The sequence below is a fragment of the Actinomyces capricornis genome, from assembly GCF_019974135.1.
GTDB classification, from domain to species: Bacteria; Actinomycetota; Actinomycetes; order Actinomycetales; family Actinomycetaceae; genus Actinomyces; species Actinomyces capricornis.
In genome coordinates this window covers 965,413-981,479 of record NZ_AP025017.1, presented here as the reverse complement: position 1 = coordinate 981,479, position 16,067 = coordinate 965,413, and the positions used below count along the sequence as shown (strand labels likewise).

The 16,067-nt window shown below is 73.1% G+C and carries 7 protein-coding genes; all 7 read right to left on the bottom strand.

Annotated features, from left to right (window positions below):
• Positions 1-29: 29 nt before the first annotated feature.
• Positions 30-2,648 (bottom strand): RDD family protein, encoded by a 2,619-nt coding sequence (locus MANAM107_RS03910; RefSeq protein ID WP_223911371.1) that lies wholly within the window; start codon positions 2,646-2,648, stop codon positions 30-32.
• Positions 2,645-5,137, bottom strand: a complete 2,493-nt coding sequence (locus MANAM107_RS03905; protein WP_223911368.1) for a transglutaminase-like domain-containing protein — start codon at positions 5,135-5,137, stop codon at positions 2,645-2,647. Before MANAM107_RS03905 ends, MANAM107_RS03910 begins: the two co-directional genes overlap by 4 nt.
• Positions 5,134-6,408, bottom strand: a complete 1,275-nt coding sequence (locus MANAM107_RS03900; protein ID WP_223911366.1) for a DUF58 domain-containing protein — start codon at positions 6,406-6,408, stop codon at positions 5,134-5,136. Before MANAM107_RS03900 ends, MANAM107_RS03905 begins: the two co-directional genes overlap by 4 nt.
• A gap of 4 nt (positions 6,409-6,412) precedes the next feature.
• Positions 6,413-7,378: an AAA family ATPase gene (locus MANAM107_RS03895; RefSeq protein WP_223911362.1), complete on the bottom strand. Its 966-nt coding sequence runs from the start codon at positions 7,376-7,378 to the stop codon at positions 6,413-6,415.
• A 140-nt stretch (positions 7,379-7,518) separates the two neighbouring features.
• A complete protein-coding gene (locus MANAM107_RS03890; RefSeq protein WP_223911359.1) occupies positions 7,519-13,761 on the bottom strand; it encodes an Ig-like domain-containing protein in 6,243 nt (2,080 codons plus the stop codon).
• Entirely contained in the window at positions 13,758-14,198 is a 441-nt protein-coding gene (locus tag MANAM107_RS03885) for an FAD synthase family protein (protein ID WP_179900171.1), read from the bottom strand. Before MANAM107_RS03885 ends, MANAM107_RS03890 begins: the two co-directional genes overlap by 4 nt.
• Positions 14,198-15,661, bottom strand: coding sequence for a sugar transferase (locus MANAM107_RS03880; RefSeq protein WP_308443641.1), 1,464 nt, complete (start codon positions 15,659-15,661; stop codon positions 14,198-14,200). The genes MANAM107_RS03885 and MANAM107_RS03880 overlap by 1 nt, the downstream gene beginning before the upstream one ends.
• Positions 15,662-16,067: the final 406 nt, after the last annotated feature.

Below are 16,067 nucleotides of genomic sequence, written 5' to 3'. Positions count from 1 at the left end.
GCCTCAGCGGGTCGGGATGACCCGGATGGTCAGATGACCTCGACGCGGAAGCCGATGCGCCCGAAGAAGATGGTCGAGCCATCCATGGCCGCCAGGGGCTCCTCGGGGGTGGCGGGCAGGGAAGACCCGTCCTTGCCCTCCACCCGGGTGCCATTGGTCGAGTGCAGGTCGGTGACCCACACGCCGTCCAGCAGCGGGAAGATGGCGGCGTGGGTCTTGGACACCGAGCGCGTCGGGTCGCTCAGGGAGATCCGCTCGGCCCCCGGGTAGTCGGAGATGTTGTCCGGGTCGCGGCCCACCACCGTGGGCTCGTGGATGATGAGCGGGTCCCCACCCGTCATGGGGATGAGGCGCACCGACAGGGGCGGGTTGGCCGTGTTGGGCCGGGGCATCGTCGGGGGCATCGCGGCCGGCGCCTGGTGGGAGCGGGCCGAGGCCCGACGGCGCCGCGAGACCCGGGGCACCTCGACCGTCGGGGGCACGGGGCGCCGCGGGGCGCGGGAGCCCCGATCCTGGGCGTCCTGAGCACCGGAGTCCGGGGTCTCGGCGTCCGGGGCGCGGTGCTGGGCCGCCCGGTGGGAGTGGGGGCGTGCGGGCGCCGAGGAGGCGGAGTGGGAGGTGGGCGCCGCATGCGAGGCGGCGTAGGGGGCCGCCGGGGAGGCGGGCTGCGGGGCCGAGGCGGCCGACGACGCCGAGGCGGCCGAGCGGGCCGCACGTGAGCCCCCGTAGGGCGCCGAGATGGAGGACGGCGGTGCCAGATGCGAGGCCGGGGAGGCCGCATAGGGCGAGGGCGTGGCTGGTGCGGAGGCCGGGGAGGCGGCCGAGCCCGCCGGGGAGGCGGCATGCGAGCTCCGGGAGGAGGCGCGCGAGGCCGAGGCGGCACTGGCCGAGGCCGCGCTGGAGGCAGTGGCGGAGGCACTCACCGGCGAGCTGCCGGTCGAGGCCGTATGGGGCGTGGGCGCCGCGTGCAGCCCGGCGCCGGACCAGGCCGAGGCGGCCGGCGTCGCCGGGGTGGCGCCCGTGCCGGCCGGGGAGGGGGAGGCCAGGGGCGAGGCGCCGGGGGCCGGGCGCGCTCCCGGGGAGATGGAGCGGGGCAGATCCGGCGCCTCGGCCGGCGCCGCACTCCCGAGCGCGGGCGTGGCGCCGCCGGGGGCCTCGGGCGCCGAGGAGGAGCGGGGGCCGGCACCGTGGGCGCTGGGAACCTCCTGGGGGTCCAGCAGGTTGACGCTGCGGTGCCGGCCGGCGGGGCTGGCCGGCGAGGAGGCCGAGATCGGCGTCAGGCTCTCGGTGTCCGCGAACTCCGAGTGGGCGGCGCCGTGGCCCCGCGCCTGCTCGTCGTGCTGCATGGCACTGCGGATCTGATCGGGCAGGGAGTCCATCGTCGTGGAGTCCAGGGACGTGGGCACCGAGGACCAGGGCACCGAGTCGATGAGCGCCTGCGTACTGCGGTCGGCCGCCGGAAGAACACTGGCGGTGTCGAAGGTGTGCGCCACGTCGGAATGGCGGGAGCTGCTCGCGGTGAAACTGCGGTCAGCAGCGAACAGGCTCTCGCGTGGAGGAATAGGGCCACGTGATGCCTGAGGCTCAGCCGCCTCGGGCGGCGCCGCCGGAGAGGCGGCCTGCTCGGGTCGGGGCTGCCAGGGCTGTTCTTTGGCGGGTCGTGCGTCCATCGGCTGCGATGTTACGGGGTTTGCGCCGATCTTGCCCGGGCGTGTTGGAGAATCCCACGATGACGCGGTTTCCTCCTCGCCCCGGCCGGCGGCGCGGCGCCCCGGCTCCTCGGGGGTGCGGGAGGCCGGCGGCTGCTCGGAGTGCCAGGCCCGAGCGGGATCCGTGGTGAGAGGGGTGACCCGGGGCCAGGAGTGCTCCGAACTCGCCGTCCAGGACTCGGTCGCCGAATCGGCCGCTGAGTCGGCCGACTGCTCGGCCACTGGCCGGGGACTGGGCCGCGGACTGGGCCGGGGCCCTGAGGGGGCGGAGTGCCGGGAGGCTCCCGGCCCCCGCCCTCGTGGGGCGGTGGCGGCATCGACGGCGGGCCTGCGGGCCGAATCCCGGCTCCCATCCCGATCCCTGCCCTGAGCCTGCTCCTGCGCGGGGCGGTGGGCCTTCCGGCCCTGGTGCTCAGCCTGGGGCGAGGCGGCCCGGCCCTTGGCCCGGGTGGCGATCGCCATCATTCCCGAGGTGCGGTCATGCCAGCCGCGCTTCTGGGGGTCGGCGGCCACCGAGCGCAGGAGAGCGATCCCACCCAGGCCCAGTGTGGGAAGCATCACAATCAGGGTGATGTCGGCGCGTAGGAACACTCCCAGCGCAGAGGGGCGGCGGGTCGAGGCGCTGACCAGACGCACCCCCGCCGCGCGCCCACCCAGGCTCCAGCCACTGACCGCCAGGGACGCGCCCCGCGCCAGCACGACGCAGACCAGGGCGCTGGCCGCACTGATGACCGGGGACTGCCCCGCTCCCAGCAGGAAGAGTAGCGTCAGGAGGACCAGCCCCAGGGCGCCCGCGATGACATCGATCACCACTGCCCCGAGGCGCGCCCCCACCGAGGCGAAGCGCAGCTCGCCGCCCACCGGGCGGGCGGAGGCCGCGGATGCTGAAGATCCAGGGGATCCGGAGGCACCCGTATGAGGAAGGGTCGTCGTCGTCATGAACGGAGCCTCCTGGGTGGGCGTCGGCGCGGCTCCCGACCAGCAGGATGGGCCAGGGATCGCAGGGACAGGCGGGCCAGGGACCGGCGCAGCCACGAGCGATCCGCCCCCATGGCGCGGACGATCGCGTCGCACGAGTCCCACAACTCCCCTAGAGCGTACGCCGCCGGCTCGCCCGCACTGAAGACCTGGGAGTCCACCGCATGGGCGAAGCGGGACAGATCCGCCCGGGGGAAGTGGCCGGACATCTCCGCGGCCGCCTCCCTGCGGGTGGCCCCCCAGGAGGACACCGTGCCCAGGTCTCGCGCCCGATCCACGATCTCATCCCAGGCGCCCAGGGCCTGCTCCACCCCGGGGCGCCGACGCCGCCGCAGGCGCCGCAGCGCCTTCCACCCGAGGATCGCCCCGAGCAGTGCCAGTAGGGCGGCCGCCGCACCGGCGGCGATGTAGACCCCCAGCGGGACGCCCCCCGGCGGGTCGTCCTGCGGCTCATCATTGTCCGGGTCCTCATAGGACGGCGGCAGCTCGGCCGGATCCTGCATGGGCAGGGGCGGCTGGAGGACCTGGGGCTCGGGGTTGGAGACCTGCTGGGTGGTCTGCTGCTGGGGCACCTGGTCGCGGTCCGGGGTGATGTCGAAGGCCACCCACCCCAGCTCCTCGAAGGGGATCTCCACCCAGCCCTTGATGTCCTCACCCGTGACCGTCGTGGCGTCCCCGTCGGTGGCCGGGTCGAAGCCCATGACCACCCGGGCCGGGATCCCCAGGGAGCGGCACATGAGCATCATGAGCACCGGGTACTGCTCGTCGTCGCCCACCAGGGACTCGGCCTCCGCCATCCTGGCGATCCGCGAGGCGCCGTGGCCGGGGTCGGACTTGCTCTGGGTCCCATCGGAGTAGTAGCTCGTGCGCAGCCGCTGCTGCAGGGCCCGGATCTGGGCCAGCGGGTCCGACTCCGAGCCCACGATCTCCTGGGCCAGCGCCGCCACCGAGGCCGGCACCTGCTCGACCGTGCCCAGGGAGATGCGCGCCAAGGTGGCGTTGTCCAACTGGTTCTCCGACGGGGCGCTGTAGGGATCGACCTGCTGGGTCAGGACATCGCCCTGGACCATGCCGGCCGTGGCGATCCCGGTGGAGGAGAAGGCGTCGAAGTACATGCTCTCACGCAGTGCGGCGGCGCGGGGGCCCGAGGCCCGCAGCATCACCGTGCGTGAGACCGTCGGCACCCACGGGAAGGAGTAGCCCTCCACCTCCAGCCTCACCTCCTGGGAGGCCTCGGCGCCGCCCTCGGCCAGGACGGTGTGCTCCCCGACGCGCTCGAAGCGCGAGGCCCCGCCGGAGTCCTCACCGATCCGGGCCGCCAGCCCGTCATAGGAGTCCAGCGCCGCCACGCGCACCCGCACCCCCTCCGGCGCCCCGGACAGGGACAGCAGCTCGGTGCCGGCCATATCGGTCTCGATGCTGCGCACCAGGGACAGCGGCGTGGCGTACTCGGTGAGGTCCAGGGGCGGCTCGAACAGATCGCGCAGCACCATGCGGGTGCTGGGCACCGTGGGGGCCACCGCCAGGGCCAGGGCCGCCGCCATGGCCACCACGGCCGTGGAGGACAGTGCGCCGCGCCGGATCACCTGATCCAGCCCCTGGCGCGCCGAGGCCGCACTGGGCCCCCCGGGCGCCGGCGCGCTGAGCGCCTCGGCCACCCGGCTGCGACGCCGTCGCAGGGAGGCGCAGGACCACAGCGCCAGTACACCGGCGGCCAGGGCCGGGCCCGTGACCGCAGGCAGGACGGCGCTCTGGCCACCCCAGGCGATCGCCGCCGCCGGGGCCAGGGCCACCGCCAGGCCCGCCAGCACGTCCCGGCCCAGGAGCACCAGGCGCGCGGCCAGGGCCGAGACGATGAGACCGATGAGCCAGGGAAGAGTGGTCATGGCCGCGAAGGAGCTCAGCGGCAGCGGCACATTGAGGGAGTCGCGCCACACGGTCACCGTCGAGGACAGCACCGCGCCCACCGCGGGCAGGCCCGAGCCCACATCCGGCAGCAGCAGGGGGGCCAGGGCCGCGTGGGCCACCCCCAGGGCCGCGATCGTGGGCAGGGCGCTCAGCCTCAGGGCCGAGCAGCCCAGAATCACCACCAGGCCCGTGGCCGCGCCCATGAGCCCCGCGGTGTAGCCGCTGGTGGTGCCGAAGGCCGGCAGGAAGGGCAGCATCCCCAGGGCGAGGACGACGACGATGATCAGCAACTCCAGGGCCGCCGCCGGGCGGCTGGGCGGGGTGGGGGCCGTGCGCCGTGCCAGGAAGCGCTCCAGGGGAAGGGGCGGGCGCGAGGCCCGGGCCAGGGCGAGGCGCTGATGGGGGCCCAGGAGCAGGGAGCGCCGCGTCGTCTCCCCACTGTGGGAGGCGCTCCTCGGGGCGCGCTCGCGGGGGTCCTGCCCGGCCTGCGGCGAGGGGGCTGGCGGTGCGGGGGAGTGCGTGGTGGTGGGTGATGGCGTCATAGCGCCCGCCTCAGGGCGATGGGGAGCTGTTCCAAGCGGTCCAGGTCGACCACCGGCAGCGTACCGGCATGCAGGCGGGACAGGGGGCGCTGCCCGCTGCGCAGGGTGAACATCACCATCGACAGGGGCGCGTGGGCGCGGGCCCGCACCAGGGTGGAGGTGCTCACCTCCTGCCCGGTGACGAGGATGACGATGGAGGACTCGGGGTGGGCCACGCAGCCGCGCCGCGTGAGCAGGTCGCTGGTCTCGCCCTGGCCGAGCTCGATGAGGCAGGAGGCGTCCAGCAGGCGCAGGGCGGTGGCCGTGGGCAGCGGCCCGTCCTGGGTCAGCAGGTGGACCTCCCGGCCGTCGCCGATGGCCTCCAGGGCCAGGGAGCAGGCGATGGACACGGCGGTCTCGAAGTCCTCGGCGCCGGCGTAGTCCTCCTCGCGGGTGGACAGCAGCACCAGGAGGCTGGAGCGGCGGGTCTCCTCGAACTGGCGCACCATGAGCCGGCCGGTGCGGGCGGTGGTGCGCCAGTGGATATTGCGCCGGTCGTCCCCGGGCACGTAGTCGCGCAGGGCGTGGAAGGAGACATCGGAGCTGGACAGGTCCTGGGTGACCGCGCCCTCGACGTCGCGCAGGATTCCGCGCAGATTGGTGCCCAGGCGCAGGGTCCGGGGGTGGATGTGCACCAGCTGGGCCCGGGTGCGGGCGCGCTCGGAGTGCAGCAGCCCCACCGGGTCGCGCGAGACCGAGACGACGGGGCCCACCTTCACCACTGAGCGGCGCTGGGTGGGCAGGACGAAGCCGCGCTCATGGCGGGCCCGGGGGGCCAGGGTCGGCACGACGAAGACCGCCTGGCCCTGCCCCACCGGCATCTCCATGCGCACCGGCAGCAGGGGCCTGGCGGTGGGGTTCGCGACGGTGACGCGGATGAGCGCGTGATCACCCACGGTCACCCGCGGCTCCAGCAGGTTGTGGCTGACCTCGTGCCCCCCGCGCGGGATGAGCCAGATCCAGGCGGTCACCGCGATGAAGCCCAGGACCGCCGCGGCGCTCCAGGCCTCCTGCCACCCCAGGCGCGCACCGGCCAGGAGGCAGCAGCCCAGCAGCAGGAAGCAGGCCCACCCCATGGGGCTGATGACCCCCACCAGCCACCGCAGGGGGCGGGTGACCGGCGCCAGTGCGGGCGCCAGGGGGCGCAGCCCGCGGGTGAGCGCCGCGGGCTGCGCCGGGCCCTCGGCGGAGGGGGCCCCGGCGGTGTCGGGGGGTGGGGCGGTGGGCGCCATGGGCTCAGTTCCGGCGCGTGGGGGCGGCCACGGAGGCCAGGGCGGCGGTGATGACGCCGCTGGCGGTGGCCCCGGTGAACTCGGCGTCGGGATCCATCACCAGGCGGTGGGCCCAGACCACCTGGGCCAGGGCCTTGATGTCGTCGGGCAGGACGTAGGTGCGCCCCTGGGCGGCGGCCCACACCCGCGCGGCGCGGGCCATGCCGATGGCGCCACGGGTGGAGACCCCCATCCGCGTCTCGTCGGCGGTGCGGGTGGCCTCCACCAGGGCGCCGATGTAGTCCAGGATGGAGCTCTCCACGTGGTTGTCCGCCGCCAGGTCGGCCATGGAGGCCACCACGGTGGAGGCCACCACCGGAGCCAGGTCCTTGGAGCGGTCGGGCTTGGCCGAGCCCGCCAGGATCGTGGTGAGCGCCTCGCGGGCCGGGTAGCCGATGGAGGTCTTCATCAGGAAGCGATCCAGCTGCGCCTCGGGCAGGCGGTAGGTGCCGGCCTGCTCCACGGGGTTCTGGGTGGCGATGACCATGAAGGGGCGCCCGGCGTCGTGGCGCTTGCCATCGACGGTGACGGTGGACTCCTCCATGACCTCCAGGAGTGCGGACTGGGTCTTGGGGCTGGCGCGGTTGATCTCATCGGCCAGGACGATGGAGGCGAAGACCGGTCCGGGGTGGAACTGCCACGCCCCGGTGCCCTGATCGAAGATCGTGACCCCCGTGATGTCGCTGGGCAGCAGGTCGGGGGTGAACTGGATACGCGAGTGGGTGCCCTGCACGGAGGCGGCCAGGGCGCGCGCCAGGGCGGTCTTGCCGGTGCCGGGGGCGTCCTCCAGGAGCAGGTGGCCCTCGGCGAGCATGGCGGTCAGCGCCAGGCGGATGACCTCGTCCTTGCCCAGGAGGGCCTTGCCGACGTTGTCGACAATGGTGGAGAAGGCATCGGCGAACCAGGTCGCGTTGTCCTGAGTCATAGGCATGGCACCAATGATCCTTTGCTTGAGCGGGACGGGGGAGGTCTGGGGGCGTGAGATGCGGCGCGTGGCGCAACAATGCGATCACGCGGGGCCGTGGCCGCCGGTGCAGGACGGCCACGGCCCCGGTGGTGCGCCGCCAGAGCCTACATCTGGGTGCAGGTCACGGTCTGGTTGGGGTCGGAGGCGCGGTGCTGGAAGACCACGTGGCTGGCGCCGTGGGAGTCCAGGGGCACGTCCTGACTGTGGGGCTTGGCCTGCCCGTCGCGCCGATCCAGGTAGGTGTAGGCGCACCGGGCGCTGGAGCCGGGGTTCATCCCCGAGATGTCCACGACCATCCGCCAGCAGCTGTTGCGGGCGAACTGCGTCTCGCGCAGGTCCTGCTCGGAGCAGGCGGCGTCGGGGGAGTCGGTGGTGATGTGGAAGGCGACCTCATCGCCCTTGGGGACCTTGTTCCCCTCGGCCACCGAGAGCACATTGCTGCAGGTCTCCTCGCGGCCGGCGCCGTTCCTCGCCCGCACGCAGGCCTGGGCCTCGCCACCGGCCTCGGCGGTGAAGCTCAGGGCCTGGCCGGGCTGGATGGCCTGGTAGTCCGCCCAGTCCTCGTCCTCGATGTCGTCGTCATCGGTGGCGTAGGTCCACTCGTAGATGGTGCCCTGGCTGTCACGGCCCCCGGGCTGCCAGGTGCAGCTGACGGTGGTGCCGTTGGCCGTGCAGTTGATGCGTGGGACCGAGGGCGCGGTCTCCTGGGTGTAGGGCACCGCAGATGCGCCCGTGACGGCCGCGGACTCGCGCCCGTCCGCGGCCACGGTGCGGGCCTGGACGGTGTAGGTCCGCCCATCGGTGAGGTTGGTGAAGGTCGTGGAGGTCTGCCAGTTACCGCCGATGGAGTACTCGACCGTCAGATCCCCTTCGTCCCAGCCGTTTCCGGCGCGCGGGGAGGCGCTGACCTCGATCTGGCCGGTCTTGCCGTTGGCCTGGGCGGTGGGCGCCGAGGGCGGCAGGGGTACGGTCTTGTGCGTGTAGGAGGTGGTGCTGGAGGTCGCCGAGCCCGCATCGTTGGTGGCCGTCACCGAGAAGGAGTAGCTCCCCGGGTCCAGACGGAAGGACGTCGAGGTGGAGCCCCCCGCATCCACGCTGCGCGCGGCGGCCCCCGAGACATGCACCGTGTAGCTCACGGGCGAGCCATTGGCCGAGGCCGGGCTCCAGGAGACCCGCACCTGGTCCCCGCTGGAGGTCACCTGGGGCTGGCCCGGGGTCCCCGGGGTGCCGAAGGGCGTGGCGGAGTTCGAGCGGTTGGAGTAGCCCGAGGCCTGGCCCGTGGAGGGCACGGCGCGCACCGCGGCCGTGTAGGCGGTACCGGTGCTCACCTCGGGGGAGTGCAGTGTCAGGGAGGTCCCGGTGGTCGTGTGCACGCTCCCGTCGCTCAGGCGCAACTCGTAGGTGATGGAGACCCCCTCGATGGGGGAGACTGGGGTCCAGCTGGCGGTCAGCTGTCCCTGGCCCGCCACCAGGGACGGCGCGGCCGGGGTATCGGCCGTGACATTGAAGACCTCCGGGCTGGAGGGGGAGGACAGCGGCGAGTCGCCGATGGCGTTGGTGGCCATCACCTGGAAGGAGTAGGAGGTCCCGGGGGTCAGGCCGTCGGCCCGGCAGGGCGAGCCGGTGCACACCCAGCGCCCGGCGCCGCCGACCTCGGTGACCGTGTACTGGGTGATGGGCGAGCCGTTGTCGGCGCCACTGGACCAGGTGACCACCATGGCGGTGGCCCCCACGGCCCGGGCCCGTACCCCCGTGGGGGCCTCGGGGACGCTCTTGACCGTGACGGTCACCGTGCCGGTGACGGCGCGCGACGGGGAGCCGGTGGCGTCCAGCGCCGTGTAGGACACGCTCAGGCGCCCGTGGAAGCCCGCAGCCGGGGAGATGGTCAGGGTGGTGCCCGAGGCACTGACCGTGCCCTCGCCACCGGCGACCGTCGGCTGCCCGCTCAGGGTGATGGGCTTGTCGGGGAAGGGGTTGGTCACCAGGGAGGCGACATCGACCTTCACCGGGGAGCCGTCGGAGTCCAGGGTCGTGGGCGCGGTGGTCATCAGGGGACGCGTCGAGGCCCCCACCCTCAGCGGCAGGCTGGCCGTGATCGGGGTCGTCTCGCCGTCGGAGACGGTGACCTCCACCGAGCCGATGGTGCCCTCGGTGGCCTCCGAGGCGGCGCTGACCGACAGCGAGGAGCCGCTGAGGGAGACCTCGAAGCCCGCGGGCGCCGATCCCACCGAGAAGGACAGGGTGTCGCCCTCATCGGGATCCCTGGTCATGGCCGCCAGGTTGGCCACGGTGGGGCCCTCCCCGGGCGCCACCGTGATCTCCGTGGGGGTGAAGACCGGGACCGCGTTGGTGGTGGACTTGACCTGGATAGGCAGGGTCACCGTCGAGCTCAGCGCGCCCTCGCCGGTGCCGTCGGCCACGGTGAAGGTCACCGAGGTCTGGCCGGTGAAACCGGGGTCCGGGACGAAGTGCAGGGAGGAGCCGTTGCCCGACAGGCCCGCCTCCTGGGTGCCGGTGCCGGTGTGGATCGTGGAGGAGTCGGTGATGACCGGCTGGGTGCCCGCGCGGGTGGTGATGTGGGAGGACAGGCTGATGGTGGTGGCCGTGTCCGCGGGCACCTGGACCGGGACGGTCGAGGCGTTGACCCGGGGCCGCAGTGCGCTGCGGGCGGGGACCACGACGACGGCGTTGCCGGTCAGGCCGTCCGCATCGGTGACGGTGTAGAGCACCAGGCGCGGCTCCTCGGTCACGCTCAGGGAGATGGAGTCCTCCCCGACCTCCACATCGGGCTCGGTGGAGGACAGGGTCAGGTCCCAGGGGGATCCGTCGGCGTCCAGGTCGTTGTCCAGGACGGGGATGGTCACCCGGCCGTCGGCGTCGACCTGGTCCACCGAGACGTAGTCGTCGACCCCCACGGGGTTGATGAGCGGGGCGTCGGCCCTGACATCGACGGTCAGGGTGCCGGTGTCGGTGCCCCCGCGCCCGTCGGTCACGGTGTAGGTCACCGAGTGCACGCCCTCCTGGGAGGGCAGGTTGAGCATGAGGCGCCCGCCGCGGGTCGAGACCGCCATGGACGGGTCGGAGCTGGTGGCGGAGCCCTCCAGGCTCAGGGGGTCGCCGTCGGCGTCCAGGTCGTTGGACAGCACGTCCACGGCCACGGTGCGGCCCGGCTTGGCCACCACCAGGTCGTCGGTGGCCACGGGCGCGGCATTGGTGGCCGCTGCCGAGGCCACGCCCACGCGCACCGTGGCCGTGGACTGGGCCCCGAAGCGGTCCTCGACGACGTAGGTGAAGGTGTCGGTGCCCGAGGCCCCCTGGAGGGGGGTGTAGGTCAGCCAGGTCGAGGAGACCTCCACGGTGCCCAGCGTGGGGGCCTGGTCCAGGCCCACCAGGCTCACCGAGTCGCCGTCGGGGTCGATGCCGTCCAGGGGGATGCCGATCTCCACCTCGGAGCCGGCCACCGTGCGCGCCTCCAGGCCCCGGGGGGAGGGCGCGGCGTTGTTGGCGTCGTCGCGCGGGCGCACCTCCACGGTCACGGCCCCCGTGGTGGCCTGGTCGTGGGAGTCGGTGGTGGTGTAGGTCAGGGTGGTGCGGCCCGCCTGGTCCCCGGCGCGGAAGCGGACGGTGTCCTCGCTGACCCAGGCGGTCCCCAGATCCGGGCCGGAGACCTCCAGGTCGGAGGCCACCGACAGGGTCAGGCCCGCCGGGGAGGAGTCGTTGTCCAGCACCGGGACGCTCACCACGTCCCCGGCGCGCACGACCGCCGTGTCGTCCTCGACCACCGGCGGCTGGGAGGCCGGGGAGGAGATGGGCACGATGGAGACCTGGCCGGTGGCCGCGGTGGTCCCGTTGGTCACCGTGTACTCCACGGTGGTGGAGGTCGGGACCTGCCCCGAGGAGGTGATCTGGAGCAGGGAGTGGTCCACCACGGTGACGGTCACGCCCGAGTCGGCCGGAGCCGAGACCGACTGGAGCACCAGGACCCCTCCGGACAGGTCGAAGTCGTTGGACAGCGGGGCGATGGTGGTCGAGCCGCCGTCGCGCAGCAGGGCGGTGTCGTCCTCCACCTCGGGGGGCACAGTGGCCTCGGAGCGCTCGATGACGTCGATGCGCACGATGCCCTGGGCGGTGTTGACCCCGTCGATGACGTCGTAGGTCAGGTAGAGGCTCTGGGGCGCGATGTCGTCGGCGGAGAAGGTGAAGACCCCGGCCTGCTGGTCCAGCTCGATGGAGGTGCCCGAGGGCGCCTCCTGCACGCCGGCCAGGTAGAGGGGCGCGCCGGAGGGGGACACGTCGTTGTCCAGGGGGGAGATGACGGCGCGTGAGCCGGTGACCACCCGGACGTGGTCGGCATTGGCGGTGGGGATGGCGCTGTCGGCGGCCTGCACGTCGACCGAGACGGTGCCCGAGGTCGTCTGCTGGCCGTCGGAGACCACGACGGTCATCTGCCGGGTACCCGCCCCCGCGCCCATCTCGCGCACGGTGACGGTGCCCTCGTGGGAGGTCTTGACATCCAGCCCCTCGCCCTGGGCGGAGACCAGGTAGAGGTCGTCGCCGTCGGGGTCCAGCCAGTGGCCCAGGACGCTGACCGAGCCCGAGCCCCCCTCCGAGACCGTCAGGGTGGGGGTGGTGGTCTGCTCGGGGGCGGCGTTGACGTCCCAGCCGTGGACCTCCACGGTGGCCACCGCCGAGTCGTTCATGCCGCGCCCGTCGTCGGCCGAGTAGGGCACGGTGAAGGTGCCGGTGGCCTCGGCGGGGGCGTCCAGGCGCAGGGCCAGGCCGCCCTGGGCGCTGGAGACCGAGACGCCGGTGCCGGGGTCCTGGGCGGAGGCGGTGAGCACATCGCCGTCGGGATCGGAGTCGTTGGCCAGGACCGGCAGCAGGGTGGAGCGGCCCGGGCGCACGCCGAAGGTGTCGTCATTGGCCTCGGGCTGATGGTTCTCCTCGGTGCGCTCGGGGGGAGTCTGCTCCTCGGAGGTGTTGGCCGAGTCGTCCTCGACGTCGGAGTCGTCGTCGGTCTGGGCGGTGACGTCGGTCCAGTCGTCGATGAGGATGAGCTCCTCATCGGGCAGCCACACGGCGCCGGTCTCCACATCGTTGAGCACGATGGCGTCGCGATTGACCCGGAAGACGGGGGAGGCCGAGGTGGCCAGGGACTCGTTGTGGAGGGTCTCATTGCCCCCGCCCAGGCCGGAGCACTCGCGCACGAACTGGCCCGAGCCCGACCAGGCGCCGTAGACGCAGGAGCCCAGGCGCACGGGCCGCGCGGCCACGCCCTCGGCCGGAGCCCCCTCCTTGGAGGCGGGGATCGTGGTGGAGGTGCCGTCCTCCAGGGACACCGAGATGAGGGCGGTGCGCGAGGCCACGAGCACCGTGTCGGCCTTGGGGCCGGGCTGCTGGAGCGCCAGGCCCGGCTCACCCAGGTCGGCCGTCACGCCGTCGGGCAGGTGGAGGATGCCGGTGCCTCGCTCCAGGACCACGGGCTGATCCCCCACGGCGGTGAGGGCCACATCGGTGCCCGCGGTCAGCGGCAGCTTGCGGGGCTCGGCGCTCTCCCAGCTCGAGGCGCTCACCGGCAGGGAGATGAGGGACGCGGTGGTGGCCGACACGGCGTGGATCGAGCCGTCCCGGCCTGCGGCGGCCACGACGTCGGGCATGCCGGTGACCAGGGGCGGGGCGGTGGCCAGGGAGGCGATGGCCTCCACCGAGGTGGCGCGGATGGTGCCCTCGGAGGCGTCGGCCGCCAGGACCCGGTCGGCGCCCTGCTGGATGTCCAGGCCCTGGGTCAGCTGGGTGCGCTGGCTGAAGGAGACCTGGACCGGGTCGACGGTGGAGACCGTGGCGTCGGCGGAGTCGGGCACCAGGACGTGCTCGGCGTCCTGGGTGACGTCGAAGGTCGATGAGGCGGTGCGGATGGCGCTGTCGGCCTTGCGCGAGGGGTAGTTGAGGCGGGCCACCATGTGCTTGGAGGTGGAGGTCACCCACACCCCGCCGTCATTGAGGTGCAGGTCCGCCTGGGCGATCCCGTCATGCAGCCAGGCCGCGGTGGCCAGGGCGGTGACGCACAGCAGCGCCGCCGCCGAGGAGAGGCGCCTGCGGGTGCGGGCCCGGCGGGCGCGCGAGGGGCTGGGGCGGCCCACCGCCTGCGCACCGCGCCGCGGGGGACGGGCCGCGCCGTCCTGGGGGGAGCGCGTGGAGCGGCGGGCCTTGGCGCTCAGACGGCCCAGAACGCCGGGACGCGGGGCGCCCCGGAGGCCCTGACCGGCATCCGGGGCGCCTGCGGGCCGACCGGGCTCGCTGGCGCCGGCGCCGGAGGCGGGCTGCTGGGAGGAGGGTGAGGCGCTCACTGAACCCCTTGAGGATGACGGGCCGCGACCTCCTGGGTCAGGGTGCGGCGAAGCATGGTGGAGGAGGTGGTGGGGGTGTAGGGCAGGTAGACCACGGTGGCACCGACCTCGGCCATCTCGGCCTCCAGGCGCATGCCCTTGTCAGTGCCCTGCCAGTCGGTGCCCTTGAACAGCACGTTGAAGGGGCTGCGGTGCCAGGCCAGGCGCTTGTCCTGGTCGTAGTCGGGCACCACCGTGTCGACCATGCGCATGGCGGCGACCATGGCCATCCGCTCGGCCAGGGGCACGATGGGGCCGCGGCCCTTCATCCGCTCCAGGGACTCGTCCGTGGCCACGCCGGCGATGAGGTGGTCGCAGCGCTGTGCGGCCGCGGTGAGGATATTGAGGTGGCCGACATGCAGCATGTCGAAGCCACCGGGGACGTAGCCCACGAGCATCAGTAGGCGCCCTTTCCGCCGATGACGGCTCGCAGTGTTCCCAGGAAGATCTTGGCGTCCAGGGCTCCGCCCCGGTTCTCCACGTAGTGGCGGTCCAGGGCCACGGTGGAGGCCCAGGACAGGTCCGAGCGCCCCGAGACCTGCCACAGGCCGGTCATGCCGGGCTTAACCAGGAGGCGGCGCAGGGCCTCGGCGTCGTACTGGGCGACCTCGTGGGGCAGGGCCGGGCGCGGTCCCACCAGGCTCATCTCGCCGCGCACGACGTTGAGCAGCTGGGGCAGCTCGTCGATGGACAGACGGCGGATGATGCGGCCCACGCGGGTGATGCGCGGGTCCTGGCGGGACTTGAACATCACCTCGTTGCCGGCGTCCCCGCCAGCGGCCACGACATCCTGGCGGCGCGCGTCGGAGTCGATGTACATCGAGCGGAACTTCCACATGGTGAAGTGCTTGCCGTCCTGGCCCACCCGGGTCTGGGTGTAGAAGACCGGGCCGGGGGAGTCCAGGCGCAGTGCCACGGCGGTGGCCGCCAGGACGGGGGAGGCCAGGACCAGGATGAGGCTGCCGGCTACGCGGTCGAACAGAGCCTTGCCCACGGCGCGGGTACGGCGGGTCTTGACCGCGATGAGGCCCGTCCACCCGTGGGTGACCGACAGGCCGCGCATGCGCTGGGGGACGACGTCCTGCAGGCCGGGGGCCACGATGAGCCGCACGGTGGTGGACTCCAGGCCCCGCATGATGGTCACCAGGTCCTCGGGGGTGACCGACCCGACGGTCATGACGGCGTCGATCCGCTCGGAGCGCACGGTGGTAGCGATGTGCTCGGGGCTGCGCACGGGGGAGGCAGCGCGCCCGTCGCGCCCCCCGCCGGAGGACAGGTAGCCCACGACCAGGAAGCCGTCCATGGGGTGGCGGCGCAGCTGGGTGAGCAGGGGCTGGGCTCCCGAGCCCATGACGATGAGGGTGCGGCGCAGCCCGTGGCCCTCGACCCGCCGGCGGTGGAGCCAGCCGGACTCCACGGAGCGGCCGATGATGATGAGGGTGCCCTGGAGCAGCAGGGCGGTGACCAGGGCGGTGCGGGTGAGGATGGGGGCGCTGAGATCGCCTCCCAGGAGGAGGGCCACGGGGATGGCCGCCATGGTGGCGGCCACCAGGCGCCCGGCCCCCACGGTGCCCTGCTCCACGGTGTCCATGCCCATGGCGCCCAGGAACCAGGCGGTCATGACCATGGCGGCGCCGGTGAGGGCCACCGGCCAGGCGGCCGCGAGGCCGCCGACGAGGGCGGCGATCCAGGTGGGCACGGCGACGGCGGCGATATCGCTGAGGACCAGCCAGGTCACCAGGTCCCCGCGCATGCGCGCCCAGGCGCTGCGCGGGACCGAGGCCATGGTGGTGGTTCCCGACGCCAGGGCAGAGCGCTGCTGCTGCTCGGTCTGGGGCAGCGTCACTGTCGAAGAAGGCAAGGCGGACTCCGCTTGGGATCGTGGGTGGGCGTAGGGTGTGCTGACGCGCCGTCCGGCCGCCAGCAGTTTGTGAACTCTACTAAGGATGCGGACAGGAGTTGTAGGAAGTGGCCAAGATCGCAGGTGGGACACCTGTTGCTTTCGCCGTCATGACATGTGCCTATGTTACAGGTTCGCAACGATGAGGGGGTGCCCATGAGGCTATGAGGTGGCTTTCAGTGAACATTGAGAAGAGCTTGTCATCCCTGGGATGACGCCACCTCGAGATGGTGTCACGGGTTTTATCTGAGCAATGGAATGAAGGTCACAAAACGATAAAGAGCCCTTTGTGGTATTCCGTTGTCAATCTGTGATCACCCGTCCAGCATGCGGGCCCGCCCTCCTTCCCGACATGGGAAGGGCTCCC